Raw genomic sequence first — 21687 nt, 5'->3', positions numbered from 1 at the left:
TTCACTTGTCTGCCATATGGACGTTCTGATCGCTGCCGCCACCGACCCTGCCTCCGCCGTCGCCGCCTCGTTCGACTGGGACGCCTTCTGGGAGATGTGGGGCAAGCCGATCACGATCGCGATCATCCTCGTCGTCGCGATCCTGATGCGCGTCGTGCTGCACTTCGCCATCCGACGCGTCGTCGACCAGGTCGTCAACGGCATCAAGCGCAAGCAGAACATCGACGACACGCAGGCGCTGACGGCGTCGCCGCTGCAGGCCGTGCGCGTCGTCCAGCGCACTCGCACGCTCGGCAGCGTGCTCAACAACGTGGTCACCGTGCTGGTGGCCGGGTTCGCTCTCATCCTCGTCCTGCAGACCGTCGGGGTGAACGTCGTCACGATCCTCGGCGCGGCCGGCGTGGTCGGCGCTGGTCTCGCGTTCGGCGCCCAGAACATCGTCAAGGACATGTTGAACGGCATCTTCATGGTGGCGGAGGACCAGCTCGGCGTCGGCGACGTCGTCGACGTGGGGCCGGCGACCGGCGTGGTCGAGGCCGTCGGCATCCGCGTGACACAGGTCCGCGATGTCAACGGTGTGCTCTGGTTCGTGCGCAACGGCGAGATCCTGCGCGTGGGCAACATGTCACAGGGCTGGACCCGCGTCGTGATCGACCTCGCCGTGCCGTACTCGACCGACGTCGACCAGGTGCAGGACGTCATGCTCAACACGGCCAACGAGCTCGCCGCCATCCCGAAGTGGAAGCGCGCGATCATCGACCAGCCCGAGGTCTGGGGCATCCAGTCGATCGCCGAGGAGCACATCGTCATCCGCATCGTCGCCAAGACCCGCTCCGCCGATCGGGACAACGTCGACCGCGAGCTGCGCGCCCGTCTCAAGAAGGCCCTCGACGAGATGGGCATCCAGCTGCCGTCCCTCGCGAGCGTCGTGCTCACGGGGTTCGACGGCGCCGCCTCCGTCCAGGGCTCGCGGCCCCCGCGCACGGTCCCCACCCCGCACATCCCGAGAGGCAAGCGCCGATGACCGACCTCCCCACCCCCTCGCCCCTGCCCTCCTCCGGTCGACCACCGGCCGGGCAGCCGGTCACGCTGCGGGTCGGGGCCGGTGGCGACGCCGCCCAGGGCAACTTCTGGGAGCAGATCGGCGGTCGCCCCACCTTCGAGCGACTCGTGCGTCGCTTCTACGAGGGAGTGCGCACCGACGACCTGCTCTGGCCGATGTATCCCGAGGCCGATCTGGAAGGTGCGATCCAACGCCTGACGGGGTTCCTCGAGCAGTACTGGGGCGGGCCCACGACGTACAGCCAGGAGCGGGGTCACCCACGCCTCCGCATGCGGCACATGCCGTTCGCCGTCACCCCGGCGGCCCGCGATCGATGGCTGGCGCACATGCGTGTCGCCGTCGACGAACTCGAGCTGTCGCCCCTCGACGACGCGATGCTCTGGGGCTATCTCGACCGCGCCGCCCAGGCCATGGTCAACACCGCCGGCTGACGCGCCGGCCCCTCAGCGCCGACCTCTCAGCGCCGGCCCCTTAGCGGGAGAGCGACAGACCGGCGCCGCGGCGCCGGACCAGGACATGCCCACGACTCGTGGTCAGGCGCGTCCAGGTGCCGGTCTCGAAGATCGACACCGGTTCGCCATCGGCGAGGAATCCGAGGCTCAGGGCCGCGAACGCGGCACCGGCCGGCACGTGTTCGGCTCCCTCGACGGGGCGCCCCCAGACCTCGGACCGCACCCGGTGCACGATCTGCTCGCCGATGCCCGTCGGCACCGCGGCGGCCACCTCGGCGATGCCGGCGTCCGCGGTCGACCTCAACTGCGCCTCCGTCGCCCCGGTCAGCGGCGACCACCCACCGCGCGGGGGCGAGATGGCCGCCCAGGTCACGGTGTTCACCTCGACGGGCAGCGTCGCCGTCACGGCGGCCGTCGGGTCGACGACCTCGTTCTGGAGGCGCGTGAGGCGATCCCGCAGCGACCGGATCGGCACGACGGCGTCGAAGTCGGGCCGGTCGGTGAGCTCGAACGTGCGGAGCCCCAGGACGGTCGGGCTGGAGTCCATCAACCCCATCGGGTAGAGCACGGCCGTGTAGACGGCCAGCACGCCCGACCCGGCGATGAGCCGGACGGAGCCGTCCTCGACTCGGGCGGCGCGACCGAGGTAGGTGTTGAGGTCGCTGAGCGACAGGGAGTCTGGGAGCGTGAATGTACGGGTCATCGGCACCCTAAACTACATCGGGTGACCGACGCCGACCGACCCGATCCGCTCACCAGCCTGCTGACCACCCTCGACCTGTCCCCCGCGGGCATCGTCGGCGGGCAGGACGTCTTCACCGGCACCAGCCAGTGGGACCCGATGGGGCGCGTCTTCGGCGGTCAGGTCATGGCGCAGTCCCTCGTGGCCGCCCAGCGTTCGATCGGCGCCTCGCGCACGGTCCACTCGCTGCACGCCTACTTCTTGCGCCCCGGCGATCTGACGATCCCGATCACGTTCACCGTCGACCGCATCCACGACGGGAGGTCGTTCGCGACACGACGCACCCAGGCCTCGCAGGACGGCGTGCCGATCCTGTCGATGATCGCGTCCTTCCAGACACCGGACGACGGCCTCGACCACCAGATCGACATGCCCGCCGACCTGCCCGAGCCCGACGACGTCGCGAGCGACACGTCGTACCTCGAGGGCGTCGACCACCCGATCGCGCGCTCGTGGGCCCGCGACCGGCCGTTCGACATGCGCCACGTGCCGTCGCCCGTCTTCTTCTCGGTCGAGGGCCAGCAGGTGGCGCATCAGGCCGTCTGGATGAGAGCGACGGGCACCCTGCCGGACGACCTCGACATCCACCGTGCCGCGCTGCTCTACGCGAGCGACTACACCATCCTCGAGTCCGTCTACCGTCGACACGGCGTGCCGATGGTCACCCCTGGGCTGAAGGCGGCGAGCCTCGACCACGCCATGTGGTGGCACCGCGACGGCCGCGTCGACGAGTGGCTGCTCTACGTGCAGGAGTCACCGAACGCGATCGGCGGACGCGGCCTCGCTCTGGGTCGCATCTACGACCGCTCGGGACGCCTCCTGGCGAGCATCGCCCAGGAGGGCATGATCCGCGTCCCGCGCGGCTGACGGGTCGCGGTCGGCTGACGGGTCGCGGTCGGCTGACGCTCGCTCGTCGGCGGTGCCGGACTCAGTGCCGACGGAAGGTCAGCGGCTCCTCGACGAACGGCGTCCAGGCGGCCCGCTCGACGTCGGAGATCCGACGTGGCCGGTCGGTGTCGGCATCGACCAAGACGATGGTGGTCGATGCCCGGGTGAAGAGCTGCGCCGGAGCAACGCCGACCGGAGACCACACCTCGTAGCAGACCTCGAGGCTCGCACCGCCGAGTCGGCCGATCCAGAGCTGGATGTCGAGCGGCGAGCGGAGATACGGGATCGGCAGCAGGTATTCGAGCTCCTGCCGCGCGATGAGGGTCATCGTCTGCGAGTCGGTGCGGCCATCGAGCACCGCCGTCGCCATCGCCTCTGCGGACGGGTCGTCGCGCGACCAGAACGCGTCGATGCGCGCCTCCTCGAGGAGGCGCAGCATCGCCGCGTTGTTCACGTGCCCGTATGCGTCGAGATCGCTCCAGCGGAGCCTCGTGGGAACGTGCAGTCGTGTCATGGTCAGTCGCGCGTCAACTTGCGGTACGTCGCCGAGCTGGGCTTGGCCGCGTCGGCGCCGAGACGCTCGATCTTGTTCTCCTCGTACGCCTCGAAGTTGCCCTCGAACCAGTACCAGTTGGGGGTGCCGTCCTCGTTGAGCCCCTCCCACGCCAGGATGTGCGTGGCGATCCGGTCGAGGAACCACCGATCGTGGGTGATGACCACGGCGCAACCGGGGAACTCGAGCAGTGCGTTCTCGAGGCTGCCGAGGGTCTCGACGTCGAGGTCGTTGGTCGGCTCGTCGAGCAGCAGCAGGTTTCCGCCCTGCTTGAGGGTCAGCGCCAGGTTGAGACGGTTGCGCTCACCGCCGGAGAGCACACCGGCCTTCTTCTGCTGGTCGGGGCCCTTGAAGCCGAACTGCGAGACATAGGCCCGCGACGGGATCTCGGTCTTGCCGACCTGGATGTAGTCGAGCCCCTCGGACACGACCTCCCAGAGGTTCTTGTTCGGGTCGATGCCACCGCGGCTCTGGTCGACGTACGAGATGTCGACCGTCTCGCCGACCTTGAGGTCTCCGCCGTCGAGCGGCTCGAGACCGACGATCGTCTTGAACAGCGTCGTCTTGCCGACGCCGTTCGGGCCGATGACGCCGACGATGCCGTTGCGCGGCAGGGTGAAGCTGAGGTCGTCGATGAGCACACGCTCGCCGAACTGCTTGTGCAGCTTCTTGGCGTCGATCACCTGCGAACCGAGGCGCGGGCCGACCGGGATCACGATCTCCTCAAAGTCGAGGACCCTCGTGCGCTCCGCCTCGTTCGCCATCTCCTCGTAGCGGGCCAGGCGGGCCTTCGACTTCGCCTGACGCCCCTTGGCGTTGCTCCGCACCCACTCGAGCTCGGACGCGAGACGCTTGGCCAGCTTCGCGTCCTTCTTGCCCTGGACCTGCAGGCGTTCGCCCTTCTTCTGCAGATAGGTCGAGTAGTTGCCCTCGTACGGATAGAGGCGGCCGCGGTCGACCTCGGCGATCCACTCGGCCACGTGGTCGAGGAAGTACCGGTCGTGGGTCACGGCGAGCACGGCGCCGGGGTACTTGCTGAGGTGCTGCTCGAGCCAGAGCACGCTCTCGGCGTCGAGGTGGTTGGTGGGCTCGTCGAGGAGCAGCAGGTCGGGCTTCTGCAACAGCAGCTTGCAGAGCGCCACGCGGCGCTTCTCTCCACCGGAGAGGTTCGCCACGGGTGCGTCGCCGGGCGGCGTGCGCAGCGCGGACATGGCCTGCTCGAGCTGCGAGTCGAGATCCCACGCGTCGGCCGCGTCGATCTCTTCCTGGAGCTGACCCATCTCGGCCAGCAGCGCGTCGAAATCGGCATCGGGCTCGGCCATCGCGGCCGACACCTCGTTGAAGCGGTCGAGTTTGCCCTTGATGGGGCCGACGCCCTCCTGGACGTTCTCGAGAACGGTCTTGGTCTCGTCGAGCTCGGGCTCCTGCATCAGGATGCCGACCGTGTATCCGGGGCTCAGCTTCGCCTCGCCGTTGCTCGGCGTGTCGAGGCCGGCCATGATCTTCAGGATCGTCGACTTACCGGCACCGTTGGGACCGACGACGCCGATCTTGGCACCCGGGATGAACGACATGGTCACGTCGTCGAGGATCAGCTTGTCGCCGACCGCCTTGCGGGCACGGACCATCGAGTAAATGTATTCGGCCATGATTTCCAGTCTAGTTCGGGTGAGGCAGTGAGCGCGGGGCGGTGACCGCTAGACGGGTCACCAGTCGATGGTGCGGGTCGTGCCGATGAGGCATGCACCGTTGCCGAGCACGGGGGTCGTCTGACTCGTGTACCCGGAGTTCTGCGCCTGCCCGATCAGGCAGTCCGAGCCCCAGAGCACCGAGAACTCGACCGAGTCGACGTCGCGACCGATGGAGGTCTTGTCTGCTGTGACCTGCATCTTCGACTTGTCGAAGCCCGCGGCCACGAGGTTGTCGACGATCGCCTGACCACCCGGCATCGGCGTCGCCCCGAGGAGCGCCCGGTTGGCGGTGTCGAAGAAGGCGAATGCCTCGGCCGTGGTCGACTCGGGTGTCAGCGTCGAGCTGGTCGGAGTCGGGGTCGTGACCGACGGCGTCGGCTCGGGCCGGTCGGACGAGGTACAGCCGGCGACGGCCAGCGCGGCGGTCAGGACGATCACGATCGCCCCTGCCGGGCGGCGGCGTCGCATCGATCGCGAGCTGGACACGGGTCCCCCTTCTGCACGCGACCCGAGGAGGCACGGCGAGTGCGATTCTACGGGGGTCGAGTCGGCAGGCCGCTCGGAGCCGGACCACCGACTCTCGGGGCGGGCGCTCAGAACGGACGCGGCGCCTCCTCGTCGTCCCAGGTCGAGGACCCGGGGGCCGGGTCGGCGAACGCCGTCTGGGCGACGGCTCCGCCGACCTCACCGGACGCGGGAGCCGGGGCGTCGGGCGCGGACTCGTCGGACACGGTGTCGGACGACTGCTCATCGGCTCCGGAGTGCGCGGACTCGTCCTCCGGCGTGCCCGACTCGTCGTCCGAGCTCGTCGGTGCAGCGGCGGTGATGCGCGTGGAGCGTGTGGTGCACCAGTGCAGGTCGTGACCGATGGCGTCGGCGTCGACTTCCACCGTCGTGCCGCTGCGCTCCTCGTTCTCCCACGCTCGGATGCGGAGACGACCGGTCACCACGACGCGATCGCCCTTGGCCAGCGACGCGGCCGCGTTCTCGGCGAGACCACGGAAGGCCGTGACGGTGTACCAGTTCGTGTCGGTGTCGACCCACGCGTTCTTCGACCGATCGAAGCGGCGCTGAGCGGACGCGAGCCGAAAGCTCGTGATACTCAGCCCCGCCCCGGTCTTCAGGGCGCGAGGGATGGTGGCGACGATTCCGGTGAGGGCGATGAGGTCTGTCATGCCGTGAGTCTCGCCAGCCGTGGACGGCGCCGCGACGAGCACCAGGCCTACCTGTGGACACGGCACCGCACGCGGCGGCCGGTGCAGGAGCGACGCGCCCGCCACCGCGCGGATCGGCGCCCGGCGAACCAGTCCACGGACAATCAGTGCTCGGAGAACTCCGGGTAGTCCGCACCGGGCCCGAGCGATGCGAACAGGGCGCTCTTGGCGACCGCGAGGGTCGGGTACTCACCGCTGAACTCGTCGCGCGATGCCAGACGGACGGCGAAGCCCTCCGTCGTGCGGTTGATCGAGCCCACGACGCCGGCCGGCCCCGTGGCCACCCAGGTCTGCCCCGTCAAGGTCTTGTGATCGGTCAGCGTCTTCGTCTCGGAGACGGCATTCTGGTCGCTCATCGTCGAGCACCTCATTCTCTTGTTCGTCGAGACGACACCCGATGCGTCGACTCGTGACACCGTGCCTACGACGCGAGGACGTAGGGCGCGTACGACTTGCGGACCTTGTTCACCTTCGGCAGGGCGACGGCCATGCAATAGCCCTGGCCGGGATTCTTGGCGAAGAAGTCCTGGTGGTAGGACTCGGCGTCGTACCAGGTCGAGAGCGGCTCGACCGTCGTCACGACACCGCCGTCCCAGAGCTCGGAGGCGCGGCCCCGCGCCTCCTCGAAGAGATTCTTCTGGGCATCGTCGGCGTAGAACATCGACGAGCGGTATTGCGTGCCGACATCCGCACCCTGACGGTTCAGCTGACGGGGGTCGTGCAGCGTGAAGAACACATCGAGGATGACGTCCGACGGGATGACCTCGGGGTCGAAGACGACCTTGACCGCCTCGGCGTGGCCGGTCAGCCCGGAGCACACGTCGTCGTAGGTCGGGTCGGGCATGCGACCGCCCGTGTAGCCCGAGACGACGTCCTGGACGCCCTGCAGGGTGCGATAGACGGCATCGAGGCACCAGAAGCAGCCGCCCGCGAGAACGAATGTGGTCATGGCCGCAGGCTACTCCCGGCCCTAGTGTGGGGTCATGAGATCACCCTTCACGCCCTACGTCGCCGACGACGAACGGTACTCCCGGCTCGACTACGTCCGAACCGGCCGCAGCGGACTCAAGCTGCCCCGTATCTCCCTCGGACTCTGGAACAACTTCGGATTCGACCGCCCCCTCGAGACCCAGCGCGACATCGTGCTCCGGGCCTTCGACCGGGGTGTCACCCACTTCGACCTGGCGAACAACTACGGCCCCCCTCCCGGCTCGGCCGAGTCGCAGTTCGGCCGGATCATGGCCGCGAACCTGCGTCCGTACCGCGACGAGCTGATCATCTCGACCAAGGCCGGTTACGACATGCACCCCGGGCCGTACGGCGACTTCGGTTCGCGCAAGTACCTGCTGTCGTCGCTCGACGCCAGCCTCGGGCGCCTCGGTCTCGACTACGTCGACATCTTCTACTCGCACCGCCCCGACCCGGAGACCCCGATCGAGGAGACGATGGGCGCGCTGGCCACCGCCGTGCGGCAGGGCAAGGCGCTCTACGCCGGCATCTCGAACTACGACCCCGAACAGACCCGCGCAGCCATCACGGCCCTCGAGGCCGAGGGGGTTCCGCTGCTCATCCACCAGCCCCGCTACAACATGTTCGACCGCGCCCCCGAGGACGGCCTCTTCGACACCCTCCTCGAGCACGGCGTCGGCTCCATCGTGTTCTCCCCTCTCGCGGGCGGCCTCCTCACGGGGCGGTACCTCTCGGGATCGGCCCCTCAGGGCTCGCGGGCGGCCGAGGGCCGCTGGTTCACGGAGGACGCGCTCAGCGAGACGTATCTCTCCCGGGTCCGCAGCCTGAACGAGATCGCGGAGGCGCGGGGTCAGTCGCTCGCGCAGCTGTCGCTCGCGTGGGTGCTCCGTCAGCCCGCGGTCACGAGCGCCCTGATCGGCGCGTCGAGTGTGTCGCAGCTGGACGACAGTCTGGATGCCTTGCACGGTGCGGCTCTGACCGACGACGAGCTCGCCGCGATCGAACCCTTCGCCGTCGACGGCACCGGGAGCTGACACCCCGCTCCTCGAGGGACTCCGCCCAGGTCTGGGGTCGTCCCGCCGATGTCGGTGGTCGATCGTATGTTCGAACCGTTCTCGACAGCCATCGGCCGGATGACCCCAGGAGCACACCATGATCTCGACGTCCCCCACCCGCCAGACTCCGTCCCACCCCGTCACCCCGTCCCACCCCGTCGCGTCTCCGCGCCTGGTGCCGCCGACCGCGGCGTCTCCGGCCTTCGCCGTCGCGACGTCGACGCCCGCTCCGCTCGAGACCCAGCGCGGTGGGCTCCGGCTCGTCCAGCTGCACGACGGCCTCGCTCGCGTGACGAGGGCGAACGGCGAGGTCGCCGGGTACCTCGAGCGGGTCGTCGATCCCCTCGGTGATCGCTACCGGGCGAAGAGGTTCCTCCCGCGCCAGCGCCGGTTCGTCGAGATCGGCGAGTTCTGGTCGCGCGACGACGCCATCGACTGCTTCCGCTTCGCGTGATAGGCCTGTCGCTCCCCGACGTCTCTCGACGGTCGAGGTAATGTGCGCCCCATGCAGTGGTGGAACAGTTTCGTTGAGTGGGTCTCGTCCGACCAGGGGTGGCGCATCATCTCGAGCGCCATCATCCCGTTCGTCGCCATCGTGGTGGCGGGCGTCATCGCCGCGTCGATCGGCCGTGCGGCGACCAAGCGAGTCATCTCGCACGCCGAAGACGAGGCGAAGGCCGCCGCCGTGGCCGGTCTCATCACGGCGGCCCGCAAGGCGGCCATCTGGTCGTCCCTGGGCACCGAGGAGCGCGCCTACGCCGACCACCTCGCGCAGGAGGCCGAGGTGCGGCTCCGTCTGCTCCCGGCCGCCGGCGCCGGGTCGGCCGCCAGCTGGGCGGAGCACGAGCTCGCCGACATCAAGCGCAACTCCGTGACGTTCAGCTTCCAGGCCGAGCAGTCCCTCGCCGACTTCCGCGACCGACTCGTCGAATGGCAGAACCGCCCTTCCAAGGCGAAGAAGCTCTTCCGGTACGACCTCGAACGCTGGAAATACGAGGAGGCCGACGTCGACAAGGGCCTCGATGCCCGACAGAAGGCCTGGGATGCCGATCGCGCCGCCGGCAAGACCACGGCCGCGACGGCCACTCCCGCTCCGTCCTCCGCGACGGCATCCTCCCCGGCACCGTCGTCACCCTTCGACCGACCGACCAGCCCGGCGGCTGCACCGGCCGAGCCGCGAACGGTGGTGCCCGCGACGACTCCGGCTCGTGTCGACTCCCCCGCATCGTCCTCCAGCGACCCCGACTCGACGTCACGAGACGATCGCTATCGCGCCTCGCTGAACGCGACCGAGGCGATGCCTCGCGTGACGCCGGCCTCGGCATCGCCCGCGGCCAGCCCGACTCCCGCTCCCGCTCCCGCGTCGGCGCCGAGCGCAGCCGATGTCGACGACGACGCGGACGAGGCTCGCTACGGCGATCCGGTCAGCGCCCAGCAGGTGCGGCGGCGGACGAGTCCCGACCCGACCGACGAGCACTGACCCGCAGACGACAGAGGCCCGCATCACCGTGGTGATGCGGGCCTCTGTCGTGCGATCCGAGTCCGTCAGGTGGTGCCCTCGGCAGGAATCGAACCTGCGACCAAGAGATTAGAAGGCTCCTGCTCTATCCGCTGAGCTACGAGGGCGTCCACCTCACGATACCGGGTCACGCTCAGGACGTCAGATCGTAGAGGGTCACGCCGTCGACGGTCGTCTTCGTGAACGAGGCCTCGACCCAGGCGGCGATCTCACTCGACGCAGAGCTCCCTCCGTGCGACGCCCCCACCGTGCCACCGATGAAGTAGTGGATCTTGCCGTCGGCGACGAGCTGCTTGAACTGCGCCAGGGTCGGGGACGGGTCGCTCCCGTTGAAACCACCGATGGGCATCACCGGGTCACCGGTGGCCAGCTGATAGCCCGAGGCCGAGTTCGACCCGACGGCGGCGGCGATCCAGGTGTAGTCCGACGCGTTCTGGGCGAGATACGAGGCGAGCTGCTTGCTGACCGTGGCGGCCTCGAGGAGCCCACCCGCGCCTCCTCGTCCGGTCTGCGTGCCACCGACCGGTGCTCCGGCGCCGGGCGCGGCACCCTGGGCCGTACCCGCGCCCGTGCCCGTACCCGTGCCCTGGCCGGTGCCGAACGCGGGCGGGGTCCCGCCTCGCCCTGCTCCGAAACCGAAGCCGCGTCCGCCTGCCGCTCCGCCGCCACGGCCCCCGAAGCCACCACCCTGGACGGCGGGGCCGGCGCTCGGCAGCGATCCGCTGTGCGCGGTCGCGATCGTGTCGATCGAGAAAGCGGTCGGGCCGAGCAGCGAGGCCGCCAGCAGGACGGCGACGGTCGCGGAGGCGAGACGACGCCCGCGACGGGGCACGAGGACGAGTGCCGCGCCGATCACCGACAGCACGAGGACGACGATGCGGATCCACGGCTGCCACGACTCCGCCCGAGAGAGGAGCGCGAAGCCCCACCCGCCGGTCACGAGCACGGCCACCGCCAGGACGATCCGCACCCACAGGCGGTCGCGACGTCGCCACAGGACGTCGGCGCCCGCTCCGATCACCACGGCGATGGCGGGTGCCAAGGCGACGGTGTAGTAGGGGTGGAAGATGCCCGACATGAAGCTGAAGACGAGTCCGGTCAGGACGAGCCAACCGCCGAAGAGGAGCAGGGTCGCCCGACGCGCGTCCGTCCGGTGCCGGCGCCCGATCAGTACCAGTGCCGCGACGCCGACGATCAGCGCCGCGGGGACGAGCCACATGACCTGCCCGCCGAACTGCTCACCGAAGAGACGCGTCAGCCCCGTGCTGCCCCACATGCCTCCGGTCGCGGCGCCGCCACGGCCTCCCGTCACACTGCCGGTCTCCTCGCCCGTGAGCCGACCGAAGCCGTTGTAGCCGAAGGTCAGCTCGAGGAAGCTGTTGTTCTGCGAGCCGCCGACGTAGGGCCGCATGCTCGCCGGGACGAGCTCGACGATCGCGACCCACCACCCGGCCGAGACGATCACGGCGGCGAGCGCGGCGAGCAGATGGAGCAGTCGCTTCCGCAGGATGACGGGTGCCGCGACGAGGTAGACGCCCGCGAGCACGGGCAGGACGACGAAGGCCTGCAACTGCTTGGTCAGGAACCCGAAGCCGATCGCCACCCCGGCCCAGATCACCCACCGGATCTTCCCGGTCTCGATGCCACGCAGCGTCAGCGCACCGGCCGCCGTGAGCAGCAACACGAGCAGGGCGTCGGGATTGTTGAAGCGGAACATGAGCACGGCGACCGGCGTCAGGGCCAGCACGGCCCCCGCGGTCAGGGCGGCGACCGCCGAGAAGCGACGGCGCACGACGCCGTAGACGAGACCGACGGTCGCAACGCCCATCAGAGCCTGGGGCAGCAGGATGCTGAACGAGGACAGACCGAACAACCGCACCGACAACGCCATCAGCCACAGGCTGGCGGGCGGCTTGTCGACGGTGATGGAGTTGGCGGCGTCGGACGATCCGAAGAGGAACGCCTCCCAGTTGGTCGACCCGGCCTGGACGGCTGCCGAGTAGAACGAGTTCGCCCATCCGTTCGCCGAGAGGTTGATCAGGTAGAGCGCCGCCGTCGCGACGAGCAGCCCCACGAAGGCCGGGTGCTCCCAGGTCGCCACTCCCTCGCGACCGCGGATGAGGAGCCGCGCCCCGCGTCTCAGGGTCGACGCCATCGACGAGGGGCTCTGCCGCTGGCCGCGTGCACCGGAGGTGCGTCCGGGTGCCCCGCCGATACCGCGGAGCGAACCGCTCTGGCCGCTCATCGTGCGTCCACCTCTCGCAGCTCGGTGTTCGGCGTTCGAACGCCGGCCTCACTCGGCGTCGGGCCCTCGTGAGGTGCCGAGGCGACCCTCGGCGGTGCCGCCGGATCGGGGCTCGCCTGCCTCCGGAACACCCAGAGCCGCAACAGGACGAAGCGGAGGACGGTGGCGACGAGGTTCGCGACGGTCAGCACGACGAGTTCGACCTGGACGCCGGCCTGCGGCAGCGCGGTGTGCAGGCCGACGAGCGACCCCGCGGTGATGAGCCAGGCGAGCCCGAAGACGAGCAGCCCCTGGGCGTGATGGCGCGCGGCGCCGCTCCGCCCCCGGACACCGAACGTGAGCCGACGATTGGCGGCGGTGTTGAGGACCGCCGTGATCAGCAGGGCGAGGAAGTTCGCCAGCTGGGCGACGAGCACGCCCTGCAGGACGAGGTAGAACAGCGCGTAGGCCGCCGTCGAGGCGAGGCCGATCACGCCGAACCGGAGCACCTGGGCGACGAACGTGGGCCGGGTGTCGACCGCGAAGGGGCGCCGGCCGATCTCGTCGTAGACCGCTCTCACCGGGATCGTCCCCCGCATGAGCCCCGCCCCGACGCGGACGAGACCACGGAGGTCGGTCATCGCGGTCGCCACGATGTCGACCGAGCTGTCGGGATCGTCGATCCAGTCGACCGGCACCTCGTGGATGCGCAGCCCCGACCGCTCGGCCACGATGAGCAGCTCGGTGTCGAAGAACCAGCCGTCGTCCTCGACGAGCGGCAGGAGTCGCGCCGCCACGTCCCGCCGGATCGCCTTGAAGCCGCACTGGGCGTCGCTGAAACCGACGCCCATGACCCGTCGGAGCAGCACGTTGTAGCTCCGCGAGATGAACTCCCGCTTGACGCCGCGCGCGACGCGCGACGAGCGGGTCAGGCGCGTCCCGATGGCGAGATCCGAGTGCCCGGAGAGCAGCGGGGCGACCAGGGGTTCGAGGGCGGCGAGGTCGGTCGAGAGGTCTTCGTCGAGATACGCGAGCACGAGAGCCGGCGACGCCGACCAGACCTGCTTGACGGCGCGCCCGCGTCCCTTCTCGGGCACGTGGACGACGACCACGTCGGTCAGGGTCGCGGCGAGCCGGTCGGCGATCGCGCCGGTCCCGTCGGTGCTCGCGTTGTCGGCGATCGTGATGCGCCAGGTCTCGTGGGCATGAGCGGAGAGATGGGCGTGGAGGCGCTCGACGCTCGCGCGGAGCGTCGCCTGCTCGTTGTAGACGGGCACGACGACATCGAGCTCGAGAGGGTGTGGGTTCTGGGCCATGACCCGAGAGTGATCGCACGGCCTTGCAGGATCGTCGGCTCCGTCGAAGAAGTAGCCACGGTTCGGCTATGAGTCGGCCCTGACGCCGGCTCCGACCCCTCAGACGGCCAGTGCGAGAGCCCCGAGGAGCTGGTCGAGACGCGGCACCCCGTCGGCTCGGAAGACCTCGTCGCCCGCCGCCGACAGCACCACGATGGTCGGCGTACTGCTGATGCCGCGCGACTCGGCGCGGCCGGCCTCGGCGACGACGTCCGCCTCGTGGACCCCGAGAGCCGGCACGAGGCGCGCAGCCTCGGTCACGACACCGCGGGCCGCGTGGCAGGGTCCGCAGAACGCGGACGTGTACAGCTCGAGCTTCATGTCGACAGCAACGAGGAGGCGCGGGTCGGCATTCCCCGCGCCTCCTCGTCATCACCTGGTCGCGTCGCGACCGCGGCGTCAGTTGTCGCGGTCGTCGTTGCGATCCTCGGGGTCGTCGACGGGGTCGCTGTCCTTCTGGTCGACCGTGTAGTGCACCTGCAGCTGTTCGCCGACCATGTGCGCAGTCGTCGCCGTGTAGGCGATGCCGGTCTCGAGGCCGTCGATGAGCACGTAGTCGACGATCTCGTCGTCGTAGGAGCCGTCGGTGCTGATGCGCGTGTCCGTCCGTCCGTCGCTCGGACCGCCTTCGAAGAAGACGACGTACTCGGAACCCTCGGCCACGGTGGGCTTGCTGTCTGTCATGGGGACTGTCTATCAGGCCCCTGGTGTCGGAGTCCCAGCTAATCGGCGAGCGCGCCCGAGGAAGAATAGACAAGCTATATAACCTGGTTATACACTTGCCGTCATGACTTCACAGCCTCTCGAGATCCTGGAACGCCTCGTGACGTCGACCAGCCGCCTGACGCGTATCGCCGCGCAGGCCACCGGCCGAAACACGTCACCGGCGGTCTGGCGCACCCTCGGCATCCTCAGCACCGACGGCTCGCTCCGCATCGGGGAGCTCGCCAAGGCGAGCCGGGTCAGCCAGCCGAGCATGACCAAACTGCTGCACGGCCTCGTCGAAGACGAATACGTCTACCGCATCGCCGACACCGACGACTCCCGCGCCTGGCTCATCGCCCTCAGCGACAAGGGCGCCGAGGCGCTCGCCGAGTGGAAGCACACGCTCGCGACCTCGCTCGGCCACCTCTTCGACGACCTCGACGAGAGCGAATGGGCCGTGCTCGACCAGGCGACGCAGCTGCTCGCGGCGCGCGTCCAGACGGAGGTGTCGGTCGCGTGACCACCGCCTCCTCGTCCGCCTCTCCCACCGCCGCCCACCACGAGCCCAGGCCGAACCTGCTGAAGCAGCCGCGGGCCGTCTGGGCCATCGCCTTCGCGTGCGTCGTCGCCTTCATGGGCATCGGGCTCGTCGACCCGATCCTGCCGACCATCGCCGCCGATCTGCACGCGACCGCGACCCAGTCCGAGTACCTGTTCACCAGTTACCTGCTCGTGACCGGCGTCGCCATGTTCTTCACGAGCTGGGTCTCGAGCCGACTCGGGCCGAAGAAGACGCTCATGATCGGCCTCGCGCTGATCGTCGTCTTCGCCCTGCTCGCCGCCACGAGCGGGTCCGTGCAAGAGGTCATCGGGTTCCGGGCCGGGTGGGGGCTCGGCAACGCCCTCTTCATCTCGACCGCCCTGGCGACGATCGTCGGCGCGGCCAGCGGCGGATCGTCGTCCGCGATCATCCTGTACGAGGCCGCTCTCGGTATCGGCATCGCCGTCGGCCCCCTGCTCGGCGGCCTTCTCGGCAGCGTGAGTTGGCGCGGCCCGTTCTTCGGCGTCGTCGTGCTGATGGCCATCGCGTTCGTCGCCATCGCGGTCTTCTTGCGCGGCGAGACGGCCAAGCCGACGCCCACCACGCTCAGCGCGCCGTTCCGGGCCCTCGGGCGCCCCGCGCTCGCGACGCTCGCCGCGATCGCACTGTTCTACAACATCGGCTTCTTCGTCCTGCTCGCGTACACGCCGTACCCGCTCGGCTTCGGGGCGCTCGGTATCGGGCTGACCTTCTTCGGCTGGGGCGTCGGGCTCGCCGTCACGTCGGTGTGGGTCGCTCCCCTGCTCACCGCGCGGTTGCGCCGGACGACCGTGCTCAAGATCGCCCTGCCCCTGCTCGCGGTCGACCTCGTCGTCGCCGGCATCGTGATCGAGAGCCAGATCGGCCTCGTCCTCTGCGTCATCGTCGGCGGCCTCGCGCTCGGCGTGCTCAACACCGTCCTCACCGAATGCGTGATGGAGGCGACCGATCTGCCCCGGTCCGTCGCGTCGTCCGCCTACTCGGCGGTGCGCTTCATCGGCGGGGCCGTCGCTCCCCCGGCGGCCACGACCATCGCTGCGGTCGTCACCCCCGCCGCCGGCTACTGGTTCGCGGCGACCAGCGTCGCCATCGCCTTCGTCGTCGCGCTCGTCTTCGGTCGCACGCTGCGGCACGTCGACGACGGGCCCGAGACCGAGCTGGTCGAGGCCCAGGCCATCGGGGTGGGCGAGGCGTCCTGACCGACCGGCGCCGCGCCTCCTCGATCGTCGCCACGATCAGGAGGCGCGGCGCGCGTCCGATGCGCGCCTCGCCGCGTACGCGGCCCGGCCGAACGGCCCGGACTAGACTCGCCCCATGGCTACGACGAACGACCGCCTCGTGTGGATCGACTGCGAGATGACCGGACTCGACGTCGACGTCGACGAGCTCGTCGAAGTCGCCGTCGTCATCACCGACTTCGACCTCGCCCCCGTGCACCCCGGCTTCACCATCGTGATCAAGCCCGACCAGAGCGCACTCGACCACATGAACGAGTTCGTCACGAACATGCACACCAGCTCGGGTCTGCTCGAGGAGATCCCGAACGGCGTGAGCCTCGGCGAGGCCGAGTTCGAGGTGCTCGAGTACATCGAGAAGTACGTCCCGACCTCGGGCCAGGCACCGCTCGCCGGCAACACCATCGGCACCGACCGGGCCTTCCTCGCGAAGTACATGCCCCGTGTCGACAACCACCTGCACTACCGCAGCGTCGACGTGTCCAGCATCAAAGAGCTTGCCCGCCGGTGGTTCCCCCGCGTGTACTTCAACGCCCCGCAGAAGAACGGCGGGCACCGCGCCCTCGCCGACATCCTCGAGTCGATCCGCGAGCTCGCCTACTACCGCCGCGCCGGCTTCGTCGCCGAGCCCGGGCCGACCACGGAGGACGTCCAGGCGATCTCGAAGGCCGTCGTGGACGAATGGGCCTCGAAGTTGTAATACACTCTTCTAGTCGCACTGCTTCGGCAGGCACATGGTGGGTATAGCTCAGCTGGTAGAGCGCCTGGTTGTGGTCTAGGAGGCCGCGGGTTCAAGCCCCGTTACTCACCCGAGAAAAGCAAAACCCCTGCCCTCCAATGGGCAGGGGTTTTTGCTTTTCTCTCCGTGCTTTTTGGTCTTCGACGCGTTCCGCGTCCAAGACGTCGTGGGGGGCCGGGTTCAGAGGTCGGGTTGCGTGCCCTCCAATGGGCAGGGGGTTTTGCTTTTCTCTCCGTGCTTTTTGGTCTTCGACGCGTTCCGCGTCCAAGACGTCGTGGGGGGCCGGGTTCAGAGACCGGCTTACGTGCCCTCCAATGGGCAGGGGTTTTTGCTTTTCTCTCCGTGCTTTTTGATCTTCGACGCGGTCCGCGTCCAAGACGTCGTGGGGGGCCGGGTTCAGAGACCGGCTTACGTGCCCTCCAATGGGCAGGGGTTTTGCTTTTCTCTCCGTGCCTTTTGATCTTCGACGCGTTCCGCGTCCAAGACGTCGTGGGGGGCCGGGTTCAGAGACCGGGTTGCGTGCCCTCCAATGGGCAGGGGTTTTGCTTTTCTCTCCGTGCCTTTTGGTCTTCGACGCGGTCCGCGTCCAAGACGTCGTGGGGGGCCGGGTTCAGAGGTCGGGTTGCGTGCCCTCCAATAAGCGGGGGGACACCCCAGGGCGTGTATGGGAGGGTGGTCTGCGTGACAGGCGATGACGACGACACCGGCCCTGCTGCGGGGATCGACCCGGCGAGCGTGAGCGCCGAGCGGTTCGACGAGCTGGTCGTCGACGAGCTCGACCGCCTGCCCGACGACATGGTCGACGGCCTCGACAACATCGTCTTCGTCACCGAAGACCGCCCCGAAGACGGCAGCCTCGACCTGCTCGGCCTCTACGACGGCGTCGCCCTGACCGAGCGCGGCACCTACGGCTTCGGCGAGCTGCCCGACCGCATCATCCTGTATCGCGAGCCGCACCTGGCCGCCGTCGACACCCTCGACGAGCTCCGCGACGAGATCCACGTCACCCTCGTCCACGAGATCGCGCACTTCTACGGCATCGACGACGCCCACCTGCACGAGCTCGGCTGGGCCTGACACCGCCGCGCCGGCACCGACGCGACCTACCCCCGAACGTCGGGCGTGACCGTGTGCCCGACGTCGACGACCAGGTCCGCGAGCGAACGCGGCGCCTCCTGCTCGATGTGCCGCGCCTCCTGATCGGCCCACACCTGCCACCACGGCTCGTAGGCCGCACCGTCGCGTCCCAGCGCCCGGGCACGCCGCGTGTCCGTGTCGAGATCGAGCCAGATCGACAGATCGGCACGAACCGAGGAGGCGCGGGTCAGCGACCCGGCGCCCTCCACGATCACCGAGGCGGCCGGGTCGAGCTCCGACCACTCCGCCTCGCGATCGAGCGCCCAGTCCCAGCGGCGCCACCCGGGTCGCACCTCGTCGAGGATCGTCGACTCGACGACCCGCGACGCGGCCTCGAGGCCGTGCCACCCCGGGTAGACGTCATCGAGATGGACGAGTTGCACCGGGCCGAGCCGCTCGACGGGCCAGGTGCGTTCGAGTGCCGCGCCGAGCGTCGTCTTGCCCGACCCGGATCGTCCGTCGATCAGCACGACGAGACGTGGAGCGGCTCCGCGCGTCGCACCGCGCAGGCCCTCCAGGCGCGCGACGAGCTCCGCCGCCAGCTCAGGCAAGGACGAACTCCCACGTCCCGGCGAGCACGGCGGCCGTGACCGCCGCGGCCGCGATGACCACGCCCAGCGCGACGAGGGTCACGTCGCGCGCTCCGAACGTCGAAGGCCGGGCCCACGTGCGGGGCGCGTCCGACCCGAACCCCTTGGCCTCCATCGCGGTGGCGAGCTTGCTGCCCCGACGCACCGAGAGCACCAGCAGGGCGAACGCCTGTTGGCCGAAACGCCTCAGGGCACCGATCGGCCCTCCCGCGTCGGCCACGCCCCGGGCTCGGCGGGCGAGCGCGAGCTGCCGCCAGTCGTCCATGAACAGACCCACCAGACGCAGCCCCGCGAGCCCACCGAGCACGAACCGCGACGGCAGCCGCAGCACCTGCGACAATCCGTCGGCGAGATCGGTCGGGTCCGTCGTCGCGAACAGGACGATGCCGGGGATGCCGACCGCGAGGATGCGGAGACCGATCGCGCCGGCCAGCGACAACGAGCCCTCGGTGACCGAGACGAACCCGAGATGCAGCAGCACGGCACCGTCGTCGCGCCCGTAGAGCGCCGTCGCGACGACCGAGGCGGGGGCCGCGACCCAGAGCGGCGCCGTCCGGGTGACGAGCTGCCGCAGGCTCAGCCCGGCCCAGGGCAGCAGCAGCGCCTCGAGCACGAGTGCCGTCCCGGCCGAGACCCAGTCGATCGACAGCAGCAGCACGACCCCGAGCACCAGTGCGGCCAGCAGCTTCGCGACCGGGTTGACGCGACCCACGACCCCGGGGGCCCGGATCGCCGACAGCACACTCATCGCACCCCCTCGGGACGCGGCGTGCGGGGGCGGGCGTACGGGGTCAGGTCGAGCACCCGGTCGGCGAGCGCCGCGACGAAGTCGGCGTCATGGGTGACGGCGACGACGGCGCGACCGTCGTCGAGCAGGCCGCCGAGCATGGCGACGAGCTCGCGCCAGGTGCGGGCGTCCTGCCCGAACGTCGGCTCGTCCAGCACGATCACGTCGGGGCGAGACGCCAGCACGGTCGCGACCGACAATCGACGCTTCTCGCCTCCCGACAGCGTGAACGGGTTGGCCCCCGCCAGATGCGCCAGACGGAGTCGCTCGAGCAGGGCGTCGACGCGCTCGTCGGCCTCACTCGAGGGGATGCCCAGGGCGGCCGGGCCGACCATCAGCTCGCGGCGCACGGTCGCGGTCAGGAACTGGTGCTCCGGGTCCTGGAAGACGGTGCCGATGCGGGTCAGCAGGTTCTTCGGACGCCAGCGGATCGGCGACGGTCCGACCCCGCGGGCCAGCGTCGGGGTGGCGACGAGCGCCCCCGCGACGGGCTCGATCAGGCCGGCGAGCGTGAGGGCGAGCGTCGACTTGCCCGCGCCGTTCGCTCCGGTCACGGCGAGCGCCGTGCCAGCGACGACCTCGAGCGCGACACCCGATGCGACGGCCGGACCCTTCGCTCCCCGTCGGCCGACGGCGAGCTCGGACGCGAGGAGCAGCGGCTCGCCGGGGCGCCCCACTCGACGAGACTCCGGAGGCACGGCGCCGGGAACCCACACCCCCGCCTCCTCGAGGCGGTCGCGTTCGGCCCCGAGCACGACGTCCGGCCGTCCGTCGGCCAGCACTCCCCCACCGGCGGCCACCACGACGACGCGATCGACGACGGGCAGCCACACCGAGACCCGGTGCTCGACCACGACGAGGGTGGCGTCCGTCTCGGCGAGGACGCGGTCGACGGCGTCGCGCACCTCGACGACGCCGTCGGGGTCGAGGTTGGCGGTCGGCTCGTCCAGCAGCAGGAGTCCAGGGCGCATCGCCAGCGCCCCGGCCAGGGCGAGCCGCTGCTTCTGCCCGCCGCTGAGCTCGGACGTCGACGCGTCGAGCGGCAGATCGAGCCGCACGGCGTCGAGGGCGTGGCCGACGCGTCGCCAGATCTCGTCGCGCGGCACCCCGAGGTTCTCGCAGCCGAAGGCGACGTCGTCGCCGACCCGCGCGAGCACGACCTGCGAGTCGGGGTCCTGCAGCACGAGTCCGACACGACCGCGCTGAGACTCGGGCGGGGTGCCGTCCACGAGCAACTCGCCGGTCGCGTCGCCCTCGTCGTCGCCGCCGAGCACACCCGCGAGACCGGCGAGCAGCGTCGACTTGCCCGCTCCCGAGGCGCCGAGCAGCAGTACCTTCTCGCCCGGCTCGATGCGCAGGTCGAGGGCCGAGACGGCGGGGCGGAGACGTCCGGCGTGCCGCCAGCCCCAGCCCCGCGCGTCGACGCGGGCGCCGCGCGGCGGGGTCAGACCCGCGCCTCGGCCGACCGGCCCGCGGCGAAGCGGCTGAGCGCGCCGGTCCGCGCGAGCCCGCGGGTCGCGAGCCACGAGAGCAGCCCGGCCAGGACGATGCCCGAGACGACGGAGCTCACCGCGTAGACGGCCTTGAACTCGACGGAGTTGGCCGCGATGGACGAGAACGACGTGTCGAGCAGGGCCACCGCGACACCGGCGCCGGCACCGGCCAGCAGGGCGACGTGCAGCCGCCACGACGAGTAGAGGAACAGCGCGAAGACGATCTCGGCACCGAGCCCCTCGAGGACCCCCCAGAGCAGGGTCGAGAAGCCCCACTGGGTACCGATCAGCATCGAGACGACGGCGGCGAGCACCTCGGTGTACAAGGCGGCGCCGGGTTTGCGGATGACGAGACCTCCGAGCACGCCGGCGAACAGCCAGCCGCCCGACAGCAGCCCCGACAGACCGGGGGTGAACGTCAGGGCACCGCTGAGCGGCGTCCACGCGAGCCCCCAGGCCCAGAAGACGACACCGCAGGCGACACCGATGACGCTGGCGACGACGATGTCGACGACGCGCCACCGACGCGACGGCTTCTTCGAGACGGACGTCGTCGACGCCTCGTTCGCGGACACGGAAACAGACATGTTCTCTCCTCCCTGCGCTGGCATGATCCAGATCAGGTTCGACGGTCGAAGCGTGGATCGCTTCCTCTCAGCCCGGCTCACCGGACTCCCGTGTGTGTGCCGCCGAGTA

25 protein-coding genes, 2 tRNA genes and 1 riboswitch are annotated in these 21687 nt (G+C 70.0%); of the genes, 11 read left to right on the top strand and 16 right to left on the bottom strand.

Going from position 1 to position 21687, the window contains the following annotated elements; genetic code table 11:
- The first annotated feature begins 16 nt into the window (after window positions 1-16).
- Window positions 17-1024 carry a mechanosensitive ion channel family protein gene (locus ACPEEZ_RS04945; RefSeq protein WP_423923399.1) on the top strand — a complete coding sequence of 336 codons (1008 nt, stop codon included), beginning with the start codon at window positions 17-19 and terminating at the stop codon, window positions 1022-1024.
- The gene (locus tag ACPEEZ_RS04940; protein ID WP_423923397.1) at window positions 1021-1494 is read left to right on the top strand and encodes a globin; all 474 of its coding nucleotides are present in this window, start codon (window positions 1021-1023) and stop codon (window positions 1492-1494) included. Before ACPEEZ_RS04945 ends, ACPEEZ_RS04940 begins: the two co-directional genes overlap by 4 nt.
- Window positions 1495-1534: 40 nt before the next feature.
- Here ACPEEZ_RS04940 and ACPEEZ_RS04935 read toward each other — a convergent pair whose 3' ends face one another.
- Window positions 1535-2218, bottom strand: coding sequence for a hypothetical protein (locus ACPEEZ_RS04935; protein ID WP_423923395.1), 684 nt, complete (start codon window positions 2216-2218; stop codon window positions 1535-1537).
- Between the two features lie 21 nt (window positions 2219-2239).
- Between ACPEEZ_RS04935 and ACPEEZ_RS04930 the strand changes: the two genes are divergently transcribed.
- Entirely contained in the window at window positions 2240-3124 is an 885-nt protein-coding gene (locus ACPEEZ_RS04930) for an acyl-CoA thioesterase (protein WP_423923393.1), read from the top strand.
- Between the two features lie 61 nt (window positions 3125-3185).
- On the opposite strand, the gene ACPEEZ_RS04925 is transcribed toward ACPEEZ_RS04930, so the two are convergent.
- The 6 genes from ACPEEZ_RS04925 to msrA form a co-directional block, all read right to left on the bottom strand.
- The gene (locus tag ACPEEZ_RS04925; RefSeq protein ID WP_423923391.1) at window positions 3186-3659 is read right to left on the bottom strand and encodes an acyl-CoA thioesterase; all 474 of its coding nucleotides are present in this window, start codon (window positions 3657-3659) and stop codon (window positions 3186-3188) included.
- Between the two features lie 2 nt (window positions 3660-3661).
- Window positions 3662-5347 carry an energy-dependent translational throttle protein EttA gene (gene ettA / locus ACPEEZ_RS04920; protein ID WP_423923390.1) on the bottom strand — a complete coding sequence of 562 codons (1686 nt, stop codon included), beginning with the start codon at window positions 5345-5347 and terminating at the stop codon, window positions 3662-3664.
- A gap of 57 nt (window positions 5348-5404) precedes the next feature.
- Complete coding sequence (locus ACPEEZ_RS04915) at window positions 5405-5875, bottom strand: DUF6993 domain-containing protein (protein ID WP_423923388.1); 471 nt, start codon at window positions 5873-5875, stop codon at window positions 5405-5407.
- A gap of 107 nt (window positions 5876-5982) precedes the next feature.
- Window positions 5983-6564: a single-stranded DNA-binding protein gene (gene ssb, locus ACPEEZ_RS04910; protein ID WP_423923387.1), complete on the bottom strand. Its 582-nt coding sequence runs from the start codon at window positions 6562-6564 to the stop codon at window positions 5983-5985.
- Between the two features lie 143 nt (window positions 6565-6707).
- On the bottom strand, window positions 6708-6959 hold the full coding sequence (locus ACPEEZ_RS04905) for a methyltransferase (RefSeq protein WP_423923385.1): 252 nt from the start codon (window positions 6957-6959) through the stop codon (window positions 6708-6710).
- Between the two features lie 65 nt (window positions 6960-7024).
- Window positions 7025-7552 carry a peptide-methionine (S)-S-oxide reductase MsrA gene (msrA, locus tag ACPEEZ_RS04900; RefSeq protein ID WP_423923383.1) on the bottom strand — a complete coding sequence of 176 codons (528 nt, stop codon included), beginning with the start codon at window positions 7550-7552 and terminating at the stop codon, window positions 7025-7027.
- Window positions 7553-7586: 34 nt separating this feature from the next.
- Here msrA and ACPEEZ_RS04895 point away from each other — a divergent pair, with 34 nt between their 5' ends.
- From ACPEEZ_RS04895 to ACPEEZ_RS04885, 3 genes are all read left to right on the top strand, one after another.
- Entirely contained in the window at window positions 7587-8606 is a 1020-nt protein-coding gene (locus ACPEEZ_RS04895) for an aldo/keto reductase (RefSeq protein ID WP_423923381.1), read from the top strand.
- A gap of 118 nt (window positions 8607-8724) precedes the next feature.
- Window positions 8725-9081 carry a hypothetical protein gene (locus ACPEEZ_RS04890; protein ID WP_423923379.1) on the top strand — a complete coding sequence of 119 codons (357 nt, stop codon included), beginning with the start codon at window positions 8725-8727 and terminating at the stop codon, window positions 9079-9081.
- Window positions 9082-9132: 51 nt separating this feature from the next.
- Window positions 9133-10107 carry a hypothetical protein gene (locus ACPEEZ_RS04885; protein WP_423923377.1) on the top strand — a complete coding sequence of 325 codons (975 nt, stop codon included), beginning with the start codon at window positions 9133-9135 and terminating at the stop codon, window positions 10105-10107.
- A gap of 70 nt (window positions 10108-10177) precedes the next feature.
- Here ACPEEZ_RS04885 and ACPEEZ_RS04880 read toward each other — a convergent pair.
- The 5 genes from ACPEEZ_RS04880 to ACPEEZ_RS04860 form a co-directional block, all read right to left on the bottom strand.
- Window positions 10178-10253, bottom strand: a tRNA-Arg gene (locus ACPEEZ_RS04880).
- Window positions 10254-10279: 26 nt separating this feature from the next.
- Window positions 10280-12391 (bottom strand): ArnT family glycosyltransferase, encoded by a 2112-nt coding sequence (locus ACPEEZ_RS04875; protein ID WP_423923375.1) that lies wholly within the window; start codon window positions 12389-12391, stop codon window positions 10280-10282.
- Window positions 12388-13686, bottom strand: coding sequence for a glycosyltransferase (locus ACPEEZ_RS04870; protein ID WP_423923373.1), 1299 nt, complete (start codon window positions 13684-13686; stop codon window positions 12388-12390). Before ACPEEZ_RS04870 ends, ACPEEZ_RS04875 begins: the two co-directional genes overlap by 4 nt.
- Before the next feature lie 99 nt (window positions 13687-13785).
- Window positions 13786-14046: a thioredoxin domain-containing protein gene (locus tag ACPEEZ_RS04865; protein ID WP_423923371.1), complete on the bottom strand. Its 261-nt coding sequence runs from the start codon at window positions 14044-14046 to the stop codon at window positions 13786-13788.
- A 78-nt stretch (window positions 14047-14124) separates the two neighbouring features.
- A complete protein-coding gene (locus ACPEEZ_RS04860; RefSeq protein WP_423923369.1) occupies window positions 14125-14409 on the bottom strand; it encodes an oligoribonuclease in 285 nt (94 codons plus the stop codon).
- Window positions 14410-14512: 103 nt separating this feature from the next.
- Between ACPEEZ_RS04860 and ACPEEZ_RS04855 the strand changes: the two genes are divergently transcribed.
- The 5 genes from ACPEEZ_RS04855 to ACPEEZ_RS04835 all read left to right on the top strand — a co-directional run bounded on the left by ACPEEZ_RS04855 (window position 14513) and on the right by ACPEEZ_RS04835 (window position 18061).
- Complete coding sequence (locus ACPEEZ_RS04855) at window positions 14513-14950, top strand: MarR family winged helix-turn-helix transcriptional regulator (RefSeq protein ID WP_423923367.1); 438 nt, start codon at window positions 14513-14515, stop codon at window positions 14948-14950.
- Entirely contained in the window at window positions 14947-16209 is a 1263-nt protein-coding gene (locus tag ACPEEZ_RS04850) for an MFS transporter (RefSeq protein WP_423923365.1), read from the top strand. The genes ACPEEZ_RS04855 and ACPEEZ_RS04850 overlap by 4 nt, the downstream gene beginning before the upstream one ends.
- 115 nt (window positions 16210-16324) lie before the next feature.
- The gene (gene orn, locus ACPEEZ_RS04845) at window positions 16325-16945 is read left to right on the top strand and encodes an oligoribonuclease (RefSeq protein ID WP_423923363.1); all 621 of its coding nucleotides are present in this window, start codon (window positions 16325-16327) and stop codon (window positions 16943-16945) included.
- Between the two features lie 37 nt (window positions 16946-16982).
- Window positions 16983-17055: transfer RNA gene (locus tag ACPEEZ_RS04840), tRNA-His, on the top strand.
- Between the two features lie 610 nt (window positions 17056-17665).
- Window positions 17666-18061, top strand: coding sequence for a metallopeptidase family protein (locus ACPEEZ_RS04835; RefSeq protein ID WP_423923361.1), 396 nt, complete (start codon window positions 17666-17668; stop codon window positions 18059-18061).
- A gap of 26 nt (window positions 18062-18087) precedes the next feature.
- On the opposite strand, the gene ACPEEZ_RS04830 is transcribed toward ACPEEZ_RS04835, so the two are convergent.
- The 4 genes from ACPEEZ_RS04830 to ACPEEZ_RS04815 form a co-directional block, all read right to left on the bottom strand.
- The gene (locus ACPEEZ_RS04830) at window positions 18088-18672 is read right to left on the bottom strand and encodes an ATP-binding protein (protein WP_423923359.1); all 585 of its coding nucleotides are present in this window, start codon (window positions 18670-18672) and stop codon (window positions 18088-18090) included.
- Window positions 18665-19459, bottom strand: a complete 795-nt coding sequence (locus tag ACPEEZ_RS04825; RefSeq protein ID WP_423923357.1) for an energy-coupling factor transporter transmembrane component T family protein — start codon at window positions 19457-19459, stop codon at window positions 18665-18667. Before ACPEEZ_RS04825 ends, ACPEEZ_RS04830 begins: the two co-directional genes overlap by 8 nt.
- Window positions 19456-20946, bottom strand: coding sequence for an ABC transporter ATP-binding protein (locus ACPEEZ_RS04820; RefSeq protein ID WP_423924179.1), 1491 nt, complete (start codon window positions 20944-20946; stop codon window positions 19456-19458). The genes ACPEEZ_RS04825 and ACPEEZ_RS04820 overlap by 4 nt, the downstream gene beginning before the upstream one ends.
- Window positions 20943-21578 carry an ECF transporter S component gene (locus ACPEEZ_RS04815; RefSeq protein WP_423923355.1) on the bottom strand — a complete coding sequence of 212 codons (636 nt, stop codon included), beginning with the start codon at window positions 21576-21578 and terminating at the stop codon, window positions 20943-20945. Before ACPEEZ_RS04815 ends, ACPEEZ_RS04820 begins: the two co-directional genes overlap by 4 nt.
- Window positions 21570-21680: riboswitch (TPP riboswitch) on the bottom strand. (Overlaps the previous gene by 9 nt.)
- Between the last annotated feature and the right edge of the window lie 7 nt (window positions 21681-21687).

It is taken from the genome of Frigoribacterium sp. 2-23, assembly GCF_049601585.1.
Taxonomy (GTDB): domain Bacteria; phylum Actinomycetota; class Actinomycetes; order Actinomycetales; family Microbacteriaceae; genus Frigoribacterium.
This window is presented reverse-complemented; position numbering and strand designations above follow the sequence as displayed.